Raw genomic sequence first — 21,611 nt, 5'->3', positions numbered from 1 at the left:
ACATGAAAAGAAATATTTATATATTTTGTTGCATGAAATAAGGAATTATAATAAGAAAAAATTGTATGAAAGTTATATAATTCGATTGGATTTATAAAAATATTTTATCTAAGAGATATATTTAAAAAAATGACCTGCTTTCTATTTTTAGAAAGCAGGTCATTTTTAATTATGCATCGTGTAAAGAATCATTTTGTTCTTTATTATTTAATTTTTGTTTTAGCAGTGCATAATCTTGTGTCAATGTTACAAGTTGGTGATGCTGCTTAGAAACCTTGCGGGTTAAATCAAAAATTAAAATAAAGCAGAATAAAAGTCCGAACAGGAATAAAACAGATGGTGGGTATTCTACGTGTAATAGCTTCCCAATCCAATTTATGATTTTATCTGTAGAACTTAGAACCGCCATCGCGATACAAACAAAAATCCACAAGATCGAATATTTTGTGTCTAAAGCACCACGACGTATTGAGTTAATAATTAAGAAAAATAACAATAGGATAAAGATAAATGAAAAGGTAATTATAGGCATATATTATCAACCTTTCACAATTTTTTGCATTAATATAGCTAAACTTACTTTAATCATGTAATATGCAGATTTTAAAGGTGTAATAGAAGATTGTCCACCCTGTCTTTCTTGCATATTAACTGATATTTCCTTAATGCGAAGGTTTTTCTTTTTTAAGTGAATGAGAACTTCGGGCTCTGGATAATCTTTCGGATAGTTGTGCGCGAAAATTTTAATGACTTCCCGATTGATAGCACGGTATCCAGATGTTGGATCCATAAAAGTTTGTTTCGTTAGTAATTTTAATAAAGCGGTAAAGTAAAATATTCCAATTCGTCTTGAAAGACTGCCTTTATATGCAGTTTTTTCTGTAAATCGAGATCCTAGCACCATATCACATTGATTTTCAGCGATAGGTTGGATAATTTTGTATAAATCTTCAGGATTGTGTTGTCCATCGGCATCAAATTGAATAGCGATATCATAATCATTCTCATAAGCATATTTATAGCCGGTTTGTACAGCTGATCCTATACCTAAATTATAGGGTAGGTTTACAAGATGGACTGGGAATTTTGTTACAATCTTGGCAGTTTTATCGTGTGAACCATCATTAATTACACAAATATCTAACGTTGAAAAGTGTTCTTTTAGTTCTAAAAGTCTTGTTAATGTATCTGCAATCGCTTCTTCTTCGTTATAAGCGGGAATAATAATTAAAGTTTTAGGTATTACAATGGGTACCTCAACAGACATATTGCACCATCCTTTATACATTAATAGGCAGTATCATTTTTAGTAAGCCTTATATACTATAACACTAATAGTATAGCAAAATAAAGGACAAGTTAGTGGCTCATTGTCAATAAGGATTATGTGTATCTTAATTCAAGGTAAATTAAAAAACACAGGCAAACATATGGGTATGTTTGCCTGTGCTAAGTGCAATTAAATATTCCAAGGCTTACTTAAAGTTAACACTTCAGCCATTTCTTTACTTTTTAAACGTCCTTTTTTTCTATTTTCGGCACGCTCTGAACCAGTTGTATGTAGCCAATGTTCTTCCTCTGTTTCAGGAATTACTTGTGGTACAGATGAAGGTTTTCCGTCTTTTAATGCGACAAATGTAATGAAACACGTTGCGGCCATTCTACGCTCGCCTGCTAGTAGATCCTCTGCAATTACTTTTACGAAAACTTCCATTGAAGATTTTCCTGTATAACATACGAATGCTTCATAACAAACAGAATCTGCTTGGTGAATTGGAGTTAAAAAATCAACGGAATCGATAGATGCTGTTACGCAATGTTTGCGGCTGTGTCTCGCAGCTGCAATTGAAGCTATACTATCAATTTCTGCTAATAATTTCCCCCCGAAAAGTGTTTGGTGATTATTTAAATCGTTAGGAAAAACACGTGTTGTTTTAATTGCTTTTGATTCTCGCATGAATTTCTTTTCCATATATTCATCCCCTATTTTCTGTTTTCAATCAGAGTGACATGTGTAAGTGGAGTACCCATATTAGATATTTAATGAAGTAAAGTGTTCCAAAAGAGGATTATCCCACTATTTGCGGGCTAATAGTCAGTGGGGGATGAACAAAACCCCCGTGGATTAAAGTTTCACTTTATTGAAATTTCTGTATTTGTATTCATGTAACTGAAAGAAAATTTATCATATATAAAATGTAGTGTAAAAGAGGATTCGCTTACATTGCAAGTGAAAAAGTAATGACTATGTATTTGTCATAGAAATTCCCTATTAACCTTGTGCTTATTCATGATAGAATCGTTTTGTTATGAATGGAAGTAGAGGTGCAATGGACATATGAATCATATAAGAACAAATTTTTCGTCTTTCTTCAGTAAAATAATGATTGGTGCGATGCTCGCATTTTTTGTCTATAGTTGTTGGTCGGCTTTTGAAACAAGTAAGCAATTTTTTGGAGGAAGCACAACAAGTATAACAATTGTATTAGTGATTTTTGTTATTCTTATTTTGTTAGTAGCATCAATTTTGCAATATCGTTTTACAGATAAACAATTTCTTGTTTTTCTTATGAGCATATCTATAGTTGTAAGACTTATCACAGTTCTATTTGTAGATGTTCCAATGATAGGTGATATGAAGGCTATGTATGAGTCTGCAAAGCAGATTGCAATTGGCAATAATATAGAAAATATAGCACAGTTACCTTTTATTATTTATGAATCGATCATCATTCGTATATTTGGTGATACGGTATTCGCTTTACAATTATTTAATATTTTATTTTGTACAGGAACTGCATTTTTCATTTATCGCATTGCGTCAATGGTCTTTGGAGAAGAGTGTGGTCGTATTGCATCAATGTTTTACGCTTTATATATTCCAAATATATTTATGAGTTCTGTATTAACGGCGGAATCACTCGCAATATTTTTATTTTATTGTGCTTGTTACATATTTTTATATAAGGGATTAGACCATCCTTATATGTGGGTAATTTCAGCCATTTTATTTGCGCTTAGCAATATGATTTTCCCAATGGGGTTATTTTTACCTATTTTTATAGTTGTATATGTGCTGTTAATTGAATTATTTCAATCAGCAACGAAACAAAAATTACTATTAAAAATGATGGGAATACTTATTCTGTTTTATAGTACTCATTTTGGTGTGAGCTATGGTATCAAGATGATGGGAATGTCACAGTATACGATTTCTAATCAGACTTATGTTCAATCTGTTTTAATTGGAAAAAGTCAAAATGAAGAAAAAACATCCAAAAATAAAAGTGTAAAAGAGCACATTGATCAAGAGTTAAAAGAAATGGAAGTAGAAAGATTTAAACTGTTAAAACCAGTTATTAACCAGCTTTCAGACGAGGGAATAAATTCTATTATTTTTAAATGTGAAAAGCTTATATATATAGTGGTGACATTATTTATGGCCATAGCTTTATTACATTTTCTAATTAAGAAACAGCAAAATGAAGGATATATGTTGTTTGTATTATTAATTATCGGATACGTGTCGTTAAGGCTCTTCCGAGTAGATATGGCATATTATAATATTATTATGCCAGCTTTGTTTATTTTACAAAGCTTTGGTGTTTATATGAGTTATTTTTATTGCCAAAAAATATTTTTCAGAAAATAAAAGAATCCATTTTGGATTCTTTTTTTGTAGATGGATGATAAGGATGAATGCAAAGCGGAGATGACGAATCTCCACTTTGTATCGATTTGTCTTATCGGTTTAGTTCTAGTTGTAAATTATCCGCTGTTAAGGCCATTGTTGAGGAATCGTCTTGAATACTCTTCATTACTTGTGAGATAGTCTCTAATTCATTTTCAATTTTTTTATTTTGTTCTTTAGAGTTAGACATATCTTTTACGATTTCTTGGAAATATTGATCTGTCGCATGCATACTATCTGTCCCTTCAGATACGAGAGAGCTTATTTGTTCCACGGAAGAAGAGACGTGTATAATTTGTTCATTAGTTTTTTCAACGAGTTTTGTAACGTTGGAAATTGATTCTTTCGTTTGCTCTGATAACTTTCGGATTTCTCCCGCTACGACTGAAAAACCTTTACCAAATTCGCCAGCACGTGCAGATTCAATAGCAGCATTTAATGCTAGTAAATTTGTTTGCTCGGCGATTGATTTTACAATATCAATGATTTCGTTAATTTTGTTAGAAATATCAAGAAGTTCATGAGTATCAGTAATGATAGTTTCCATATTCGTTTGGATGCTTTCCATTCGTTTGTTTTGCAGATTTAATTGTTCTTTTCCTTTATTGGCCTTTTCTTCTGATGTCGTAGCTAATGATGTACCTGTTTTTGCAATTCCTACGATACTTTCTGATTTAGATGTTAACTGTTGAATAGAAGAGCTTGTTTTTTCAGATACTGCCGCTAGTTCTGTTGCAATATGTGTAATCGTCATAGTTGTCAGTTCTTTTTCTTTTTCATGTTCTTTTTGGATTCTTTCATATTCGGATTCATAAGCTGCAATAACAAGTTCTTGTTCTAATGTGAATAATTTATTTATTACGTTTATAGAATAAGAAAAATCGTCTATCGTTGAAATTTTCGTTTGCAAAATCTTTATGACGGAGCGGAATAATTCTTGATAAGCAGCGGTATACCATTTTCTATGTAAACCAATTTGTACGTGCCTTTTTGCAATTCTAACACGTTGTTCAATAAAATCTTCATTCATATTCCCGCTGAACAATTCTTTAATATGTGTCTTTAAAGTTTGTTTTAATTTAGGAATAGAGCTGTAGCGTTCAATAACAGCAATTAAATTAGGTTGTTTTGTGATGTTGGTGTAGAATTTTTCTGTTATCCAATCTATTTCCTCATAAATAAATGGCTGTAATACTTTAACAATTTGTAAATCTTCCTTTGAAATATGTAGCATATCCATTTGAGTTTTTAGTTCAGAATTAGCAGGCACGTTAAATATGATTTGTTGGCCTTTGCTTAATTCAATTATACTGGTGTTTGTTTTATTTTTTTTAAAAACCCCAAGCATCATTCTTCCCCCTGTTTATAAAACGTTTTCATTTTTTTATTCTAATGTAATTATATATTTTTATATACAATTACTCTATAGTATATGGAATTGCATATAAATTAAGAGAATTCTATGTAGAATTCTCTTAATGGCCTTTATTAATTTTTGCATGTGTTTTAAAGAAAACTGGGAAATGTACATTATATATTACGGTGACTACACGAATAACGAATGTTATTAATAAACAGACATAGAAAGCTAATATGTGTGCCCCCATTGCATGTGTAATTAAGAAACTAACTGCTCCTAGAATAGAAGCAATTGCATATATCTCTTTTCGGAATACATACGGGATATCTTGAGCGCAAATGTCACGTAAAATACCGCCCCCAATACCTGTAATAACTCCCATTGAAACGACTAAAAACGAGGCGTCAACGTGATGTGACATTGCTGCATTTGCACCAATAGCTGTAAATACCCCTAAACCAACAGCATCAGAAAGCATAATAACGACTTGAAGTTTATTAATGCGCTCGAAAAACATACATGTGAATAATGCTGATAGTACACTTACGAAAAAGTAAATGGGTTTTACAAATGCGACAGGAGGCAGGTTACCAATCATAATATCACGAATAATACCGCCGCCGAGCGCAGTAGCTACAGCTAAACAAAGGACACCAAATAAATCTAGATCTTTTTTTAAACCAACTAATGTACCAGAAATGGCAGCGGCGATAATGCCAAGAAACGTAAATATATCGATTAATAACATGGCTTTAATTCCTTCCTCTTAAAGATGTTCCAGAGAAAAAATATACACTAAAGTTTTGGAAATAACAATTACTTTTCGCTACATGTAGAAAAATGGATGAAATAGCTAAAGAAAGCGTTTGAAAATGCTTGATAAGTAGCAATAAAGTAAAGCGAAAAAGTGTGGAAAGATTAATAGTATAGTTTTTTGATGTAGCTTAGTTGGAGGGATGGTACAATAAGATAAGTCCGCTTTGTACATTTGTATAAAATGATAAAAAAATATTTCTGTACGGTCGAAAATAAGTGCATATGTGTTAGATAGTTTTTATAGGGATAGGGAAGGATAGCTAAAGGACAATGTTTTCGGTTACTAATAATGCTGGATTTGACTAGTTTCGGCATGAAAAATAGTTCTCAATTTAAATATGAGTTATGTTATAATTGCTAGGTGTGTTTAAACAGTAGAAAACTATGATTAAAAGATAATGTGAAGATTTTGTATGGAGGTCTTGGAATGTTAGCAAATCAAGCTAGGGTTAGATTTGAGCATTTTTTGCTCTTTTTTATTATTTTACAGCCTGTTTTAGATTTATTAACGTCTCTTAGCATCGTTTTATTAAAGTCAAATGCCACTGTTGGAATTTTGGTAAGATTTCTTATTATGGCTGTTGGTGGTATTTACATTTTAATTCAGGCAAAAGAGAAGGAAAATAGGAAGTTTTTAATTTACTTAATACTATTAGCAGTAGTTTTAGGGATAGGGTTTATTAATAATAAACTAGTTAAGAATCCTATTGTACTTGGTGAAGAAGTTAAGTTTGTTGCGAAGGCATTATATATATATATCATGCTAGGATCATACATTTTAGCTTTAAAATCATTGAAAAAGAAAGTAAATATTAGTGACAAAGTCAGAAATAGTATTGTGTATTCAACATTAATCATTAACGCTATTATGGTTATTTCTATTTCGACATCTACAGACTTTGGTAGTTATCAATGGATGAAAGTTGGTTCCCGAGGGTGGTTCTATGCAGGTAATGAACTAGGGTCAATCTTAGCTATTATTTTCCCTATTGTGGTACTATATTCTATTCAAAAAACAAAGAGCGTGAAACACGTTTTATATTGGATTCCATCGCTTCTAATGATTTACTCGTTAATTCAAGTCGGTACGAAAGTAGGGATGGGCTCAATTGGTGCTACGTTAGCAGCAGCAATCGGGATTATCGTACTACAATTATTATTTGATAGAAGAAATCCAAACAAAATGTCTCTTGTACTTAATGGATTAATTGCTATTGTCCTATTGGCTGGTGTTGTTGGAACGTTTAAAATGACGCCATTAGCACAAAATATGGGTATTCATAACAACTATTTATCAGAACAAAATGTAGCGCAGCAAGGTCAAAAAGAAAAAGAAATTAAAGAGAAAATTAAAAAAGAAGAAAAACAACATAAAGTTGAAAAACCAGAAGAAAAGGCGAAGGTAGAAGCTGAAGTTAAGAAAGAGCTTGAGAAAGAGCAAAAGAAAGAAAATCAAGAAAATCTTATTTTCAGTGGACGTCAAGTATATGAAGAGAGACATAAGCAGTTCTTTAAAGAAGCGCCAATGTCACAAAAATTATTTGGAATGGGTTACGCAGGTAACTTTAAGTATAATGAACAAAAAGAGCCAGATCCGAAGCTAATCGAAATGGACTTCCATGATTGGTTTTATGATTTCGGAATTATTGGTTTTGCGTTAATGATGATTCCATTTATTTATTACGGCGTAAGAATCCTACTAGCATTTGTTACAAGATTTAAGGAAATATTTAATGTGAAATATGGAATGATTACAGCAAGCTTAGTATTAGCATTAGGTATTGCATATATTGCAGGACATATTTTGACAGCACCAGGAGTAGGGATTTACTTTGTAGTGGTGTTAGCTTGTCTAATTGTAGATTTAGAAATTGAATGATAAAAATAAAAGCTAACTTTTGTTAGCTTTTATTTTTTAGTACAGTAAAATAAAGATAGATGGAAATGTAGCGAGGATTTAAAGGAGGAAAAAATATGAGGATATTGCATATGAATGCAGGGGCAGAAGATGGTGGAGGAAAAACACATATTATTTCACTGCTCGATCAGTTTCCGGATGGTGAAGTAGAATTAGCAGTATTTGAAGATGGAATTGTTGCGAAAGAAGCAAGAGAGCTAGGAATAAAAGTTCATGTGTTTTCACAAAAATCTCGCTATGATTTATCCATTTTAAAGAACATAAGTGAATTCATTAATAAAGAAAAATTTGATGTAGTTCATACACACGGTCCTAGGGCGAATTTCTTTGTTTCTCTAATGAAGAAGAAATTCGTGGCAAAATGGGTTACGACAATTCATAGTGATCCATTTCAAGACTTTACTAAACAAGGCTTAAAAGGCTGGATTTTTACTAAATTAAATTTGAAAGCTTTAAAAAATATAGATTTATTTTTTGTTGTAACGAATAGGTTGAAAAAAAGCTTAGCCGCATTAGGTATTTCAAATGAAAAGATGCATGTTATCTATAACGGGATTGAATATGATCAGGAAAAAGCAGATGGCTATAATAAAAAGGAAATGTTTAATATTGATGAAGATGTGTTTACGGCAATCCAAGTAGCGCGTTTGCATCCTGTTAAAGGACATGAAGTTTTATTCGATGCGTTACAACAAACAAAATTGGAGAAAATTAAAGTGTTATTAGTTGGTGATGGGCCGTTAGAAAGAGAACTAAAGGCGTTAGCTACTGAAAAAGGGATTAATGATAAAGTTGAATTTTTAGGGCATCGTCAAGATGTGAAACAATTATTTGCTTCATCACATGTCAATTTGTTAACTTCCCATAGTGAAGGATTTCCATTAGTTTTATTAGAAGCGGCAAATCAACGTGTACCATCAATTGTGACTAGAGCTGGAGAAATCGAACCGTTAATTGCAGATGAAACTTATGGGTGGATTGTACCAACTGGTGATGGAAAAGCATTGGCATCGGCATTAGAAGAGGCGTATGATAAGTGGAAAACTGGAGAGTTATCAGTAATGGGCAAGCATATTTATGAGCATGCTACTATGAACTTCTCACTTCAAAAATTATATGAAGATACGAAAGAAACATATAAGCAATTAATAGCAAAAAACCTTTAATGATAGAGAGGATAGTTAATTATGGCAGTACAAACGGTTGATATTCTAGGTGTTCCTTTCTCTACAATGACAATGGATGAAACGGTCCAATATTTAAAGGAACAACTAGAATTGGAGCAAACTCATACTTTTCAGGTAGTAACAGCAAATCCTGAAATTGTTATGTGTGCAAAAAAGGATGAAGAGTTCCATAAAACATTACTAAATACCGATTTAATTACACCTGATGGTATTGGGGTTGTAAAAGCAAGTGGTATGCTTGGTACACCTGTAAAAGAACGTGTAGCAGGTTTTGATTTAATGTGTAATTTATTTGCGAAGTTATCAGAAGAGAATAAACCAGTATCTGTTTTCTTATTAGGTGCAAAACCACATGTTGTACAAGCCGCGGCTGATCATTTAACGAAGACATATTCGGCTGCATCTATCGTGGGGATACAAGATGGATATTTTAAACAAGAAGAAGAAGAGAATATTGTTTCACGTATTCAAGAGGCAAAACCAGATCTATTACTTGTTGCACTTGGCTTTCCAAGACAAGAAAACTTTATCCAAAACAATAAGCATCGTTTAGAAACGAAAATGGCTGTTGGAGTAGGCGGTAGTTTAGATGTGTGGGCTGGAGAGGTAAAGCGTGCGCCAAAATGGATTCAATCTATTCATTTAGAGTGGTTTTACAGATTATGTAGTAATCCAACACGTTGGCGTCGTCAGTTAGTATTAGCTGAATTTTTAAAAGAAGTAATGCGTTCAAAAAAGTAGCGGAACATCGCTACTTTTTTTTATTTGTTTATTTTTGATAAACATTTTACTTTTTGGGAATGATGAAGGAGAATTTTTATAAGAAAGTATTTTACTTATGCAATACACACATGTAAAATGATGTGTAAAGACACCTGTGTAAGGAGGACTTCTTGTGAGCAAGGTAAAAGAAATTTCGAAGCGAAAGCTACTTGGTATAGCAGGGCTTGGCTGGCTATTTGATGCAATGGATGTTGGAATGCTTTCATTTGTAATCGTAGCACTCCAAAAAGATTGGGGATTAAGTACTCAAGAAATGGGTTGGATAGGTAGCGTTAATTCAATTGGTATGGCAGTAGGAGCGCTCCTTTTTGGGATACTATCAGATAAAATAGGACGGAAATCGGTCTTTATTATTACATTATTACTATTTTCTATCGGTAGTGGTTTAACTGCTTTAACGACGACATTCGCGATGTTCCTCGTTTTACGCTTTTTAATTGGTATGGGACTTGGCGGGGAACTTCCAGTTGCATCTACTCTTGTATCAGAAAGTGTTGAAGCGCACGAACGTGGAAAAATAGTTGTACTATTAGAAAGCTTTTGGGCTGGTGGTTGGTTAATCGCAGCTCTTATCTCATATTTTGTTATTCCTAAATACGGTTGGGAAGTTGCTATGGTATTAAGTGCAGTTCCAGCGTTATATGCTTTATATTTAAGATGGAATTTACCCGATTCTCCAAGATTCCAAAAGGTTGCAAAAAGGCCATCTGTTATTGAAAATATAAAATCGGTTTGGTCTGGAGAATATCGTAAAGCAACAATTATGTTATGGATTCTATGGTTTTGTGTGGTCTTTTCCTATTATGGAATGTTCCTTTGGTTACCTAGTGTAATGGTACTGAAAGGCTTTAGTTTAATAAAAAGTTTTCAGTACGTGCTCATTATGACTTTAGCTCAACTTCCAGGATATTTCACAGCTGCATGGTTTATTGAACGTCTTGGTCGTAAATTTGTATTGGTTACGTATTTAATTGGTACAGCATGTAGTGCTTATGTGTTCGGAATTGCGGATTCATTAACAGCATTAATAGTGGCGGGTATGTTACTATCCTTCTTTAATTTAGGTGCTTGGGGTGCATTATACGCTTATACACCGGAACAGTATCCAACAACTATTCGCGGTACAGGTGCAGGAATGGCAGCTGCATTTGGGCGTATTGGTGGTATTCTTGGACCACTATTAGTAGGGTATTTAGTTGCTTCACAAGCTTCACTATCGCTAATATTTACGATTTTCTGTGGATCAATTTTAATTGGGGCACTTGCTGTAGTTATACTTGGTCAAGAAACGAAACAGAGGGAATTAGTATAAAGAGAAACCTTAATCAGTGGTGTTTTGTCCATCAACCACTGATTATTAGCCCGCACCAATCGGGATAAAAGAAAAGGGGAACCAAAGTGGTTTCCTTTTTTCTGTTTTTTTAGATAAATAATGGTATAGTAAGAAAAAGGGAATGTTTCTTACTAAAGCGAATGTATACAACAAGACATATGGACAAAGGAATTAGGTGGCTGGATAAATGAAAATCTTACTTATCATGGAAGAAACAGAAGAGCGAAGAAAATTAGTTGAGAACTTTACTGAAAACATTCGAAATGTAGAATGTTTTGAAGCGAAAACTGGAACAGAATCTTTGCTAATAATGAAAAAACATACACCTGATTTTGTTTTTTTAAATTCGCAATTAATGGATGGTACTGGTTTTGAATATTCGAGTTTGTTACGAGAAGTGAATTGTTATACGAAATTTATTTTTATTGGTGAGGATATAGAAGAGGCAATTACAGCTTTTCGTTTCCAAGCGTTTTATTATTTATTACGACCATTTCGTGAAGAAGATTTACAATTCATTTTATATAAAATGGGAAAAGAACAAGGTGAGAAAGCAAAGAGTCATCTGCGTAAACTGCCGATAGAAGGCCATGAGGGGATTAGATATATTCTCCCGGAGGATATTGTATATATTAGTAAAAATAAGGAAAATAAAACCGTTTCAATTTATACAACGAATAATCAGTATATTTCAACATACACACTCCAGGAATTAGAAAATAAACTAAATGCATATGATTTTTTACGTGTACATAAAAGCTATTTAATTAATATGTCATATGTACAAGAACTTAAACCTTATTATAATGGCACGTATAATTTGCATTTAGACAGGTACGATGAGCAACCGATTCCAGTAAGCCGTAATTATGTAAAACGGCTTCGAAATAAAATTGAGCTATGACAAGTAATGAGAGAATTTTAACATAATAGCCTAGAAATCCTTCATGATAAGGAGGATTCAAATTAAATATTCAGAAAATTTAGTACAATCTCCTCTAAGAAGTAGTAATGGGGGGATTGTACGTGAAAACATTGAAATCAATTTTACTTTGGGGAGTTATTGCAGCAGTAGGAGCATCTGCTTTTGGTGTAATAGCTTTATCACAAGGTGAGACAATTAATGCTGTATGGCTATTAGTTGCGGCTGTATCAGTGTATGCGATTGCTTATCGCTTTTATAGTAGATTTATAGCAAGGAAAGTTTTTGGCCTAGATAATAATAGGCAAACGCCTGCTCATACGTTAAATGATGGGAAGGATTATGTTCCAACAAATAAATGGGTTTTATTCGGACATCACTTCGCTGCGATTGCAGGGGCAGGTCCTTTAGTAGGACCAATTTTGGCGGCGCAGATGGGATATTTACCTGGGACTATTTGGATTATTGTTGGGGTAGTTATTGCCGGAGCTGTACAAGATTTTGTAATTTTATTTGCTTCAATGAGACGTAATGGTAAATCATTAGGAGAAATGATTAAAGATGAAATTGGTCCTGTTACAGGATTAATTGCGATGATTGGTATTTTAGGTATTATGATAATTTTATTAGCAGTATTAGCTTTAGTAGTTGTGAAGGCACTTGTTGGAAGCCCATGGGGAATGTTTACAATCGCAGCAACAATTCCAATTGCTATTTTAATGGGAGTTTACATGCGTTACATTAGACCAGGGCGAGTAGGGGAAGGATCAGTAATCGGTATTGTTCTACTAGTCCTATCGCTTAGTGGTGGACAGTATGTAGCAGAAAATCCAACACTTGCAAGTATGTTTACTTTTAGTGGTGAAACAATTGCTATTATGCTTATCGTATATGGATTCATTGCATCGGCATTACCAGTTTGGATGCTCCTTGCACCACGTGATTATTTAAGTACATTTTTAAAAATAGGAACGATACTTGGATTAGCAATTGGTATTTTAATTGTAGCTCCAGATTTGAAGATGCCGGCAGTATCTAAGTTTATTGATGGAACAGGCCCTGTCTTCTCCGGGAATTTATTTCCGTTCTTATTTATTACAATAGCTTGCGGTGCTGTCTCTGGATTCCACGCTCTCGTTTCATCAGGTACGACGCCGAAAATGATTGAGCAAGAAGGTCATGCACAGCCAATTGGTTATGGGGCAATGTTAATGGAATCATTTGTAGCAGCGATGGCTATGATTGCAGCTTGTGTATTAACACCAGGAACTTATTTTGCAATTAATAGTCCAGCAGCGCTGATCGGAACAGATGTATCACAAGCGGCTCAAGTTATTTCTTCGTGGGGATTTGCTATTACACCGAATGAATTAAAAGAACTTGCTGTTAACGTCGGAGAACAGACCATTTTATCACGTACAGGTGGCGCACCAACATTAGCAATTGGTATGGCACATATATTTTCACAAGTAATAGGTGGAACGGCGATGATGGCATTTTGGTACCATTTTGCCATTCTTTTTGAAGCACTATTTATTTTAACAACGATTGATGCTGGAACACGTGTAGGACGATTTATGATTCAAGATATTTTAGGGCATGTGTACAAGCCGTTTGCGAAAACAGATTCCACAATAGCGAATGTGGTTGCTACAACGTTATGCGTATTAGGCTGGGGGTACTTCTTATATCAAGGGGTGGTTGACCCTCTCGGTGGAATTAATACGCTATGGCCACTTTTCGGTATTGCAAATCAAATGTTAGCGGGGATTGCACTATTACTTGGAACGACAATTTTATTCAAAATGGGGAAAAAGGCATACGTTTGGGTAACGCTTATTCCGACTATAGGATTACTTATTGTAACGATGACAGCTGGTTATCAAAAGTTATTTCATGAAAATCCTAAAATAGGATTTCTATCACATGCGAAAGTATTTCAGGGAGCATTAGATGATGGTAAGGTATTAGCTCCAGCTAAAAATGTTGCACAAATGAAACAAATTATTTTTAATGACTATATTGATGCGGCACTTTGTGGAATTTTTATGATAGTTGTAATTGCTGTATTAATTTCTGCACTTCGAATTTGGATTCAAGTATTAAGAAATAAGCCAATGCCGTTAAAAGAGGCACCATATATTCCAAAAGATGAAAGTGAGTCGAGGAACTATGCTTAAAAATTTACGGAACGTATGGGGAAAGAGAAAGCAATTTATTAGTTTACTTGTCGGAGTTCCAAGTTATGAAACGTATGTAAATCACATGAAAATAAATCATCCAGAAGAGAAAATTCTATGTCAAAAGCAATTTTTTGCTGAGGCACAAGAAGCTAGATTTAATGCAAAAGGCGGAAAGATATCACGATGTTGTTAATGGAGGAGACGAAATTTCGTCTCCTTTTTTATTTTGCTGTTCCACGTGGAACAATAAAATAAAAAGTTTGGGAATTATAGGGATTTCGTAATACAATAACATATAGAAAGGGATAGAAGGAAAAGAAAAAGTAGGGAGATTATTTTATGTTTAGAGATCTATTTGTAAATATGACAATCATTCTGTCCTTTATCTTTGTAGGTGCTCAGCTTTTAAGAGATAAGCCATTAAAAGAAGGATTCTCTTTTTGGCAGAAATGTTTGGTCGGTATTTTAACTGGGATATTAAGTATATTATTGATGCATTTTGGTGTACATATTGAAGATATTATGTTGGATTTACGTTATTTAGCTGTTGTTTTGGCGATTATAATCGGTGGCCCGATAGCTAGTAGTATAACAGTTATGATCACTTTAATAACACGGGTATTTTTTACTGAGTATTCTTTAGCCTCTGAATTGGCTTGCTATACTATCGTGGCAATAGGGATTGGTGTTACTCTCATTTGGCGGATGAAGATTTCTATATTTACAAAATGGATATGGTTTAATGTATATAGTTTATCTATTTTAATACTACCACTTTATATTTTATTTAAGGATATATATGTAGTGGCATTATATTTAGTTTGTTGTATTGTAGCGGCATACGTCACATTTGTAAGTGCAAGTTATGTATTGCAATCCAATGAATTATTTCAAACGATGAAGCATTATGCAACGATAGATGCATTAACGAATCTAGGAAATGTAAGACAGTTTGATTTCGAGATGAATCGTCATATTGGTAGCAAGCATATGAAAAATGATTCACTTTGTTTATTACTTATCGATATTGATCACTTTAAGTATGTAAATGATACGTACGGTCATCCTGCTGGAGATGAAGTGTTAAAACAACTAGGGCGTATTTTGTTAGAAAATGCACCATTCCCAAATTTAGTCTTTCGAAAGGGTGGCGAAGAGTTTGCTCTGTTGTTACCAAAAAAGAGAGTAGCATTTGGAACTCGTATAGGGGAACAAATTCGACTAGCAGTTGAAAAGCATTCATTTCAACTGCAAAATGGGGAAAAAATTAAAATTACAGTTTCTGTTGGGCTTTCAGAATATAAAAAATCACCTGAGCAATTTATTCAATCAGCGGATGATGCGTTATATTATTCAAAAAGAAATGGTAGAAACAAGGTTAGTTCAGCATCATAGGAATTCGGGGAGTACTTTAAAAGATTTCTGTAAAGTAATTAAAGCCCACAGAACAATAAAGGTTCTGTGGGTTTTAATCTATTTTTAAATTTATTAATAAAAAGCGTTATGTTAGACAAGTTCTTTCGGTGCAACGAATTTGCGGTATGCACCGTGATGTGTTGGTCCTACATATTCGTTAATCTTAAATGAATGACGAATTGCAGCTGTGATGAATTCTTTCGCAGTTTTTACTGCTTCTTTCACCGTTTTTCCTTTTGCAAGTTCTGCTGTAATTGCAGCAGAATATGTACAACCTGCACCGTGTGTATTTGTCGTATCAATCTTTTCTGATTCTAGAAGATCGAATGTTTCGCCGTCATATAACACATCAATAGCAGTTTCTGTGCCTAGTTTGCTACCACCTTTAATCAGTACGTATTTAGCGCCTAAAGCATGGATTTTTTTTGCAGCTTCTTTCATGTCCTCAAGAGAATTAATTTTCACACCACTTAATTGATATGCTTCAAATAAGTTTGGCGTTACGACTAATGCCTTTGGAACAAGAACGTCACGTAAGCAGTCATTTGTTTCAGGATGTAACGCTTCATCCGCTCCTTTACATACCATAACAGGATCAACTACTACATTTTCGAAATTGTGCTTTTCAATTGTTTCCGCAACCATTTCGATAATTTCTACTGATCCAAGCATACCCGTTTTTAAAGCATCTACGCCAACGCCTTCAATTGTCGTTTCTAATTGTGGTTTTAATGTAGAAGCTGGGATTGGGAATACGTTATGTGCCCAACCGTTATGTGGATCCATCGTTACGATTGTCGTAAGAGATGTCATTCCGTATACACCAAGTTCTTGGAATGTTTTTAAATCTGCTTGTATACCAGCACCGCCACTTGTGTCAGAACCAGCGATAGTAAGTGCCTTATTCAATGTCATTATGAAAGCCCCCTCAAGTGATATAATGAAAACTATGTTTTCACCATTATATCAATGTTACGAATAAGTACAAAGTGAAAAGTAGATGATTTATGTTAAGTACTATTTAAAATCTTGTATGTAGGAGACGAATTATGTTTCAAGAGAATCGTACAAATGAATTAGTTATATTAAAAGAGATTGCAGAAACGTTGAATACCTCAAATGATACATATCACGTACTTCAAGCTGTGCTGGAAAAGCTGTTGAATGTAACTGGTTTAACGACAGGGTGGATTTTCCTTGCGGATGAAAATGGTAGATATACAAAATTAATTGATTACCAATTACCAGAGGGATTGAAATTCGAAAATAAACGACCGATGTGTGAGGGGAATTGCTGGTGCTTACACCGCTTTGTGGAAGGAAAACTAGAGCGAGCAGTTAATATTATTGAATGTAAGAGAATTAATAATGCGATTGAATACAACTGGGGAGATACAGAAGGGATTGTACATCATGCGACAGTACCGCTAAAAGCGGGAGAAGATGAATTTGGCGTGTTAAATGTAGCTAGCCCAGGTAAAACGCATTTTTCGGAAGAAGAATTAGTACTATTACAATCAGTTGCCTTTCAAATTGGAACGGCATTAAAGCGTACAAAACTGTATGAAAATGAAAAGAGAAGAGCTCATTATTATGTAAAGTTAGAACGCTTTATTCAAGCTTTAAGGACAATTCATAAATTTAATGCATTACCAGAAGAGATTGTAATGCAAATAGGGAGCTTATTTCTATGGGAGCAAGTTGTATTCTTTATTAGAGAAGAAAATGAACTCGCTGTGAGAGCTTCTTATAAGAAAGGTGAACTACAAGATGATTTGAGGGCAGTAGCACAGGAAGCGTTGGAAAAAGAAGAATCTGTCTTGTCGAAGCGTCAGGTTGGTAATATAGAGCATCCCAATAGGACAGTTATCGCTATTCCGATACATATTCAAGATCATATATTTGGAGTATTAAGTGTAAGTTCTAATAATGGAGAATTTGATATAAATACGATAGATGTAGTACAAGCGTTAGCAAATCATATTTCATTAATGATAGAGAACTTAAGATTAAATGAAAAACGCCGCGAACTTGTACGAATGGAAGAGCGTAATCGTTTAGCTAGAGATTTACATGATTCTGTTTCACAAAAGTTGTTTTCATTAACGTTTATGACGAAAGGCGCTGAAGCTGTCTTAAAGGGTCAAAATGAAAAGGTAGATCAGTCTTTGTATGAGATGCGTGAATTAGCACAAGGTGCCTTAAAAGAAATGAGGACATTAATTTGGCAGCTCCGTCCGGCTGGATTAGAGAAAGGGTTATTACCAGCTTTAAAGCAATATGGTGAAAGTTTAGGATTGAAAATTCGGGAACAAGTTACAGGTGTACGTGATTTGCCGCGTGTAGTAGAAGAAGCGCTATGGCGAATTGGACAAGAAGCTTTAAATAACGTAAGTAAGCATGCGAATGTAAGAGAAGCGACGATTTATTTCAAAGTGACGGAGAAAAATGTATCATTAGAAATAGTCGATCAAGGAAATGGGTTTGTAGAAAAGGATATAAAAGAGAAGAAATCACTCGGTATGACTACGATGCGTGAAAGAGTAGAATTAGTTGGTGGAACAATTAAAATTGTAAGTAGTAAGAAACGAACGAGTATAAAAGTAAACGTACCATTATGATGTGAAAATGAGGGAAGTTTGTGAAAATAAAAGTATTGTTAGTTGATGATCATACAGTTGTTTTAAAAGGATTAGCATTTTTTCTAAGCACACAGGAAGATTTTGAATTAGTTGGTGAAGCAAATAATGGGAAAGAGGCGCTAGTGAAAGTAGGCGAAACGAGTCCAGATGTCGTATTAATGGATTTATATATGCCTGAGATGGATGGAATTGAGGCAACAGCTTGTATTAAAAAAGAATATCCAAACGTGAAAGTAATTGTATTGACTAGTTTTTCTGATCAAGCTCATGTATTGCCGGCACTAAAAGCTGGGGCGAGCGGTTATATTTTAAAAGATATCGAACCAGATCAGCTTGTTGAAGCTATTCGAAGCGCGTATAAAGGTAATATTCAATTACATCCAGATATAGCAAATGCCCTTCTTTCTCAAACATTACCACAGGAAGAGAAAGAAGAAGAACCTTCCGTTCAAGTGGATGTATTAACAGCGAGAGAAAATGAAGTATTGCAGTTATTGGCGAAAGGGATGAGTAATAAAGAAATTGCTTCTGTTTTAGTTATTACAGAAAAAACGGTAAAAGCTCATATGAGTAGTATTTTGAGTAAGTTACATTTATCCGATCGCACACAAGCAGCATTATATGCAGTGAAAAATGGAATTGTATAAGACAAAAGTCGTAAGACCTAGTTCGCCTTTAGAAGGTGGACTTTTTTTATGGAAAAATACGTCTATGTGAGGACGTAATTGTCTTGATATAAAGATAAAATGTATTTGTAAGCAACAATAATTATAAGGGAGTACCCTTTTTCGTAAGTGATATATAACAACATAAGAGTGAGTAGTAGGAGGAAAAACAATGGCAACAGTTTTATTTGTAAAAGCAAACAACCGCCCAGCGGAACAAGCAGTTAGTGTGAAATTATACGAGGCATTTTTAGCAAACTATAAAGAAGCGCATCCAAATGATACAGTGGTAGAACTTGATTTATATAAAGAAGAATTACCATATGTAGGCGTAGATATGATTAATGGTACATTCAAAGCAGGTAGAGGATTTGATTTAACAGAAGAAGAAGCAAAAGTGGTAGCAGTTGCTGATAAGTATTTAAATCAATTTCTAGAAGCTGATAAAGTAGTTTTCGGTTTCCCATTATGGAACTTAACGATTCCAGCCGTATTACACACGTATATTGATTATTTAAACCGTGCTGGTAAAACGTTTAAATATACACCAGAAGGTCCAGTTGGGCTTATTGGAGATAAGAAGATTGCGTTATTAAATGCACGCGGCGGCGTATATTCTGAAGGACCAGCAGCTGAAATGGAAATGGCTGTAAAATATGTAGCGAGCATGATGGGCTTCTTCGGCGCAACAAATATGGAAACGGTAGTTATTGAAGGACATAACCAATTCCCAGATCAAGCAGAAGAGATCATTGCAGCAGGTCTTGAAGAAGCGGCTAAAGTAGCAAGTAAATTTTAATTAAAAATATAATCGTCACTCGAAAAAACAGCATTAACATTTAAATGTTAATGCTGTTTTTTTATATTAATTTGTAGTTTCGTTATGTTTAGGAAGCGGAAATGCATTCCCAATCGCTGCTGCCCCGAGCATCGGTAATAATAAATTGAGCGGGAAAAACATGAGTAATAGTAATGTTATAGCTATTGGTTTTCTTAATGCATAGCTTGAAATAGCTGTCGTGACGATGGCTACAGAAGCTATTGGATCTATAGGGATAATAGAAGCTATAGCATATCCGATACTTGATCCAGCAAATATAATTGGGAAAATATGTCCGCCGCGCCAACCCGTATTTAAACATACGGCAGTAATACATAATTTTAAAACTCCTGAAAGAAGTAGTACCCAGAAGGATAAATGGCTCCATTCAACGACTAAATCTTTTAATTGATGTTCCCCTGAAAATAACGTGTACGGGAGAAAAGTTCCTGTAACCCCTAATAAAATACCGCCTATAATTCCAAGTGATACCTTGTATTCCCTGAAGGGGTGGATTAATTTCTCTAATGTGAATTCTAATTTGAAGTAAAAGAAACCAACTATAGCACCAATGCTAGCAAGTGGTAGAAAGGCGATCCATTCATTAAGAGCAAGAGACCCTTCCCCAAAATCAACAATAAAGGATCCACGATTATCGAGTTTACTAAGCAATAAATAAACGGAAAAACCAGCAAAAGTGGTAGCTAAATATACGATTGCTTTTTTTCCTTTCGAAAATTCATTAATTTGCTTATCCTCATTTTCATTGGGAGCTAAATAACCGAATAATGGTGCATTAAAAATAACACTTAAAGTGGCACCAATTCCAACCTCTGTTAGTTCATTCATTCCCTTTAAAGCAAATTTAAAGCGATCTCCTACCCATGTACAAAGTCCACCGATAATTCCAACAAGTGCAGCTTCTGGTCCTAAACTAGCTCCAAATATTAAAACGATAATCGCAGTTAAAGTAGCTTTATGTACAAAACGGTATTCAATTCTACCTGTTTTTTTATATTCAGCCATCACTTCCGGCATAAGACGTGGATATGTACCGAAGTATTTTTGTGTTAAACCAACGAGGATACCACCGATGATTGTTACACAAATGGTGTAATAAGGGGGAGAAGAGAAAAGAGTAGGTAAGTATCCCCAAATAAAGTGAATTCCGATATTTATTGTGACTAAAAATGACCAGACCGTGACTCCTACTATAGAGCCTAAAAGAATGCCATATAGGACGAGTATATGGTGCATGTCTTTTTTATTTGTCATGTTCTACCTCCGTTATGTAAGTTTTCCTGTAGAAAGGATTAAATATGCTAGTGTGAAATGAATTGAATATATATAGTATCTTTTTGAGAGGGTGGCTTATTCAATATATTGGGATCTCATGAAAATTTGAAACCAACGCGGTTAAACCACCTATTTAATTCTATATATGGATTGGAGTTTTTAAAAGGTCTTTTTCAAATGAATATGGAATATATTTCTTTTATTGTTTGTATTAAATTCCTTGCATTTAATTTAGAACATTCAGAAAAACTATTTGACATCAGGAAATTATTGCTATAAAATCAACGGTAATTGCATAGTCTTATCAAGAAAAGGTGGAGGGACAGGCCCGATGAAACCTTGGCAACAGCCGTATAACGGAATTGTGCCAAATCCTGCAGGTAATAGTCCTGAGAGATAAGAAAGAGCCTTAGAGCGTGTTTTCAAACTGCTCCTTTCTTGTTTTCAGGGAAGGGGCAGTTTTTTATTTTGGATAAAGTGAAACTTTAATCAGTGGGGGTTTTGCCCCTCCCCCGCTAATTATTGGCCTTCATCAATCGGGCAGTTATCTCCCGCCTAACTTCCTCGCATTTGCCGAAT

Annotated in this window: 19 protein-coding genes, 1 pseudogene and 1 riboswitch; of the genes and pseudogenes, 12 read left to right on the top strand and 8 right to left on the bottom strand. The window is 34.2% G+C overall.

The window, feature by feature from the left end; all coding sequences use genetic code 11:
- Positions 1 to 169 precede the first annotated feature (169 nt).
- The 3 genes from DN408_RS06875 to DN408_RS06865 form a co-directional block, all read right to left on the bottom strand.
- Positions 170 to 532 (bottom strand): DUF2304 domain-containing protein, encoded by a 363-nt coding sequence (locus DN408_RS06875; protein WP_002138947.1) that lies wholly within the window; start codon positions 530 to 532, stop codon positions 170 to 172.
- Between the two features lie 6 nt (positions 533 to 538).
- Positions 539 to 1,267 carry a glycosyltransferase family 2 protein gene (locus DN408_RS06870; RefSeq protein WP_002068620.1) on the bottom strand — a complete coding sequence of 243 codons (729 nt, stop codon included), beginning with the start codon at positions 1,265 to 1,267 and terminating at the stop codon, positions 539 to 541.
- A gap of 192 nt (positions 1,268 to 1,459) precedes the next feature.
- The gene (locus DN408_RS06865; RefSeq protein ID WP_002068622.1) at positions 1,460 to 1,972 is read right to left on the bottom strand and encodes an acyl-CoA thioesterase; all 513 of its coding nucleotides are present in this window, start codon (positions 1,970 to 1,972) and stop codon (positions 1,460 to 1,462) included.
- A gap of 366 nt (positions 1,973 to 2,338) precedes the next feature.
- On the opposite strand from DN408_RS06865, the gene DN408_RS06860 reads away from it, so the two are divergent.
- A complete protein-coding gene (locus DN408_RS06860) occupies positions 2,339 to 3,652 on the top strand; it encodes an ArnT family glycosyltransferase (RefSeq protein WP_078178097.1) in 1,314 nt (437 codons plus the stop codon).
- Between the two features lie 91 nt (positions 3,653 to 3,743).
- On the opposite strand, the gene DN408_RS32425 is transcribed toward DN408_RS06860, so the two are convergent.
- The 3 genes and pseudogenes from DN408_RS32425 to DN408_RS06850 all read right to left on the bottom strand — a co-directional run bounded on the left by DN408_RS32425 (position 3,744) and on the right by DN408_RS06850 (position 5,799).
- On the bottom strand, positions 3,744 to 4,550 hold the full coding sequence (locus DN408_RS32425; protein WP_370458378.1) for a methyl-accepting chemotaxis protein: 807 nt from the start codon (positions 4,548 to 4,550) through the stop codon (positions 3,744 to 3,746).
- Positions 4,545 to 4,925 (bottom strand): annotated as a pseudogene (locus tag DN408_RS32420) (protoglobin family protein); the annotation flags it as partial. The pseudogene DN408_RS32420 and the gene DN408_RS32425, both read right to left, overlap by 6 nt.
- 241 nt (positions 4,926 to 5,166) lie before the next feature.
- Entirely contained in the window at positions 5,167 to 5,799 is a 633-nt protein-coding gene (locus DN408_RS06850; protein WP_002016412.1) for a trimeric intracellular cation channel family protein, read from the bottom strand.
- Positions 5,800 to 6,294: 495 nt separating this feature from the next.
- Here DN408_RS06850 and DN408_RS06845 point away from each other — a divergent pair, with 495 nt between their 5' ends.
- The 8 genes from DN408_RS06845 to DN408_RS06810 all read left to right on the top strand — a co-directional run bounded on the left by DN408_RS06845 (position 6,295) and on the right by DN408_RS06810 (position 15,588).
- Positions 6,295 to 7,746 carry an O-antigen ligase family protein gene (locus DN408_RS06845; protein ID WP_002167300.1) on the top strand — a complete coding sequence of 484 codons (1,452 nt, stop codon included), beginning with the start codon at positions 6,295 to 6,297 and terminating at the stop codon, positions 7,744 to 7,746.
- Between the two features lie 95 nt (positions 7,747 to 7,841).
- Positions 7,842 to 8,951, top strand: a complete 1,110-nt coding sequence (locus tag DN408_RS06840) for a glycosyltransferase family 4 protein (protein WP_078178096.1) — start codon at positions 7,842 to 7,844, stop codon at positions 8,949 to 8,951.
- Positions 8,952 to 8,972: 21 nt separating this feature from the next.
- Positions 8,973 to 9,713, top strand: coding sequence for a WecB/TagA/CpsF family glycosyltransferase (locus DN408_RS06835; RefSeq protein WP_002016406.1), 741 nt, complete (start codon positions 8,973 to 8,975; stop codon positions 9,711 to 9,713).
- 154 nt (positions 9,714 to 9,867) lie between these two features.
- Positions 9,868 to 11,067 carry an MFS transporter gene (locus tag DN408_RS06830; protein ID WP_002016404.1) on the top strand — a complete coding sequence of 400 codons (1,200 nt, stop codon included), beginning with the start codon at positions 9,868 to 9,870 and terminating at the stop codon, positions 11,065 to 11,067.
- A 208-nt stretch (positions 11,068 to 11,275) separates the two neighbouring features.
- Positions 11,276 to 11,992 carry a LytR/AlgR family response regulator transcription factor gene (locus tag DN408_RS06825; RefSeq protein ID WP_002089871.1) on the top strand — a complete coding sequence of 239 codons (717 nt, stop codon included), beginning with the start codon at positions 11,276 to 11,278 and terminating at the stop codon, positions 11,990 to 11,992.
- Between the two features lie 122 nt (positions 11,993 to 12,114).
- Positions 12,115 to 14,190 carry a carbon starvation protein CstA gene (gene cstA, locus DN408_RS06820; protein ID WP_078178095.1) on the top strand — a complete coding sequence of 692 codons (2,076 nt, stop codon included), beginning with the start codon at positions 12,115 to 12,117 and terminating at the stop codon, positions 14,188 to 14,190.
- Positions 14,183 to 14,386: a YbdD/YjiX family protein gene (locus tag DN408_RS06815; RefSeq protein ID WP_002130134.1), complete on the top strand. Its 204-nt coding sequence runs from the start codon at positions 14,183 to 14,185 to the stop codon at positions 14,384 to 14,386. The genes cstA and DN408_RS06815 overlap by 8 nt, the downstream gene beginning before the upstream one ends.
- A gap of 146 nt (positions 14,387 to 14,532) precedes the next feature.
- The gene (locus tag DN408_RS06810; protein WP_002192230.1) at positions 14,533 to 15,588 is read left to right on the top strand and encodes a GGDEF domain-containing protein; all 1,056 of its coding nucleotides are present in this window, start codon (positions 14,533 to 14,535) and stop codon (positions 15,586 to 15,588) included.
- 111 nt (positions 15,589 to 15,699) lie between these two features.
- Here the strand turns inward: DN408_RS06810 and pdxK are convergent, their stop codons facing one another.
- Positions 15,700 to 16,524, bottom strand: a complete 825-nt coding sequence (pdxK, locus tag DN408_RS06805; RefSeq protein ID WP_002016397.1) for a pyridoxine/pyridoxal/pyridoxamine kinase — start codon at positions 16,522 to 16,524, stop codon at positions 15,700 to 15,702.
- A gap of 134 nt (positions 16,525 to 16,658) precedes the next feature.
- On the opposite strand from pdxK, the gene DN408_RS06800 reads away from it, so the two are divergent.
- The 3 genes from DN408_RS06800 (at position 16,659) to DN408_RS06790 (ending at position 19,715) form a co-directional block, all read left to right on the top strand.
- Positions 16,659 to 18,230, top strand: a complete 1,572-nt coding sequence (locus DN408_RS06800; protein ID WP_002130130.1) for a GAF domain-containing sensor histidine kinase — start codon at positions 16,659 to 16,661, stop codon at positions 18,228 to 18,230.
- A gap of 20 nt (positions 18,231 to 18,250) precedes the next feature.
- The gene (locus tag DN408_RS06795) at positions 18,251 to 18,898 is read left to right on the top strand and encodes a response regulator (protein WP_002016393.1); all 648 of its coding nucleotides are present in this window, start codon (positions 18,251 to 18,253) and stop codon (positions 18,896 to 18,898) included.
- A gap of 190 nt (positions 18,899 to 19,088) precedes the next feature.
- Positions 19,089 to 19,715, top strand: a complete 627-nt coding sequence (locus DN408_RS06790) for an FMN-dependent NADH-azoreductase (RefSeq protein ID WP_078178094.1) — start codon at positions 19,089 to 19,091, stop codon at positions 19,713 to 19,715.
- 66 nt (positions 19,716 to 19,781) lie between these two features.
- Here DN408_RS06790 and DN408_RS06785 read toward each other — a convergent pair whose 3' ends face one another.
- Positions 19,782 to 21,011: a chloride channel protein gene (locus DN408_RS06785; protein WP_002167304.1), complete on the bottom strand. Its 1,230-nt coding sequence runs from the start codon at positions 21,009 to 21,011 to the stop codon at positions 19,782 to 19,784.
- A 319-nt stretch (positions 21,012 to 21,330) separates the two neighbouring features.
- Positions 21,331 to 21,435: riboswitch (SAM riboswitch) on the top strand.
- Positions 21,436 to 21,611: the final 176 nt, after the last annotated feature.

Source organism: Bacillus sp. AR13-1 (assembly GCF_008042285.1).
Taxonomy (GTDB): Bacteria; Bacillota; Bacilli; order Bacillales; family Bacillaceae_G; genus Bacillus_A; species Bacillus_A mycoides.
The sequence above is the reverse complement of the archived record's forward strand: the minus strand, read 5'-3'. Positions and strand labels throughout refer to the sequence as shown.

What these genes read in the sequence shown, in the direction of transcription:
- DN408_RS06815 (WP_002130134.1), top strand. Translation starts at nt 14,183, where the DNA reads ATGCTTAAAAATTTACGGAACGTATGGGGAAAGAGAAAGCAATTTATT.
- DN408_RS06835 (WP_002016406.1), top strand. Translation starts at nt 8,973, where the DNA reads ATGGCAGTACAAACGGTTGATATTCTAGGTGTTCCTTTCTCTACAATG.
- DN408_RS06785 (WP_002167304.1), bottom strand. Translation starts at nt 21,011, where the DNA reads ATGACAAATAAAAAAGACATGCACCATATACTCGTCCTATATGGCATT.
- pdxK (WP_002016397.1), bottom strand. Translation starts at nt 16,524, where the DNA reads ATGACATTGAATAAGGCACTTACTATCGCTGGTTCTGACACAAGTGGC.
- DN408_RS06845 (WP_002167300.1), top strand. Translation starts at nt 6,295, where the DNA reads ATGTTAGCAAATCAAGCTAGGGTTAGATTTGAGCATTTTTTGCTCTTT.
- DN408_RS06870 (WP_002068620.1), bottom strand. Translation starts at nt 1,267, where the DNA reads ATGTCTGTTGAGGTACCCATTGTAATACCTAAAACTTTAATTATTATT.
- DN408_RS06840 (WP_078178096.1), top strand. Translation starts at nt 7,842, where the DNA reads ATGAGGATATTGCATATGAATGCAGGGGCAGAAGATGGTGGAGGAAAA.
- DN408_RS06800 (WP_002130130.1), top strand. Translation starts at nt 16,659, where the DNA reads ATGTTTCAAGAGAATCGTACAAATGAATTAGTTATATTAAAAGAGATT.
- DN408_RS06865 (WP_002068622.1), bottom strand. Translation starts at nt 1,972, where the DNA reads ATGGAAAAGAAATTCATGCGAGAATCAAAAGCAATTAAAACAACACGT.
- DN408_RS06790 (WP_078178094.1), top strand. Translation starts at nt 19,089, where the DNA reads ATGGCAACAGTTTTATTTGTAAAAGCAAACAACCGCCCAGCGGAACAA.
- DN408_RS06810 (WP_002192230.1), top strand. Translation starts at nt 14,533, where the DNA reads ATGTTTAGAGATCTATTTGTAAATATGACAATCATTCTGTCCTTTATC.
- DN408_RS06825 (WP_002089871.1), top strand. Translation starts at nt 11,276, where the DNA reads ATGAAAATCTTACTTATCATGGAAGAAACAGAAGAGCGAAGAAAATTA.
- DN408_RS06875 (WP_002138947.1), bottom strand. Translation starts at nt 532, where the DNA reads ATGCCTATAATTACCTTTTCATTTATCTTTATCCTATTGTTATTTTTC.
- DN408_RS06860 (WP_078178097.1), top strand. Translation starts at nt 2,339, where the DNA reads ATGAATCATATAAGAACAAATTTTTCGTCTTTCTTCAGTAAAATAATG.
- DN408_RS06850 (WP_002016412.1), bottom strand. Translation starts at nt 5,799, where the DNA reads ATGTTATTAATCGATATATTTACGTTTCTTGGCATTATCGCCGCTGCC.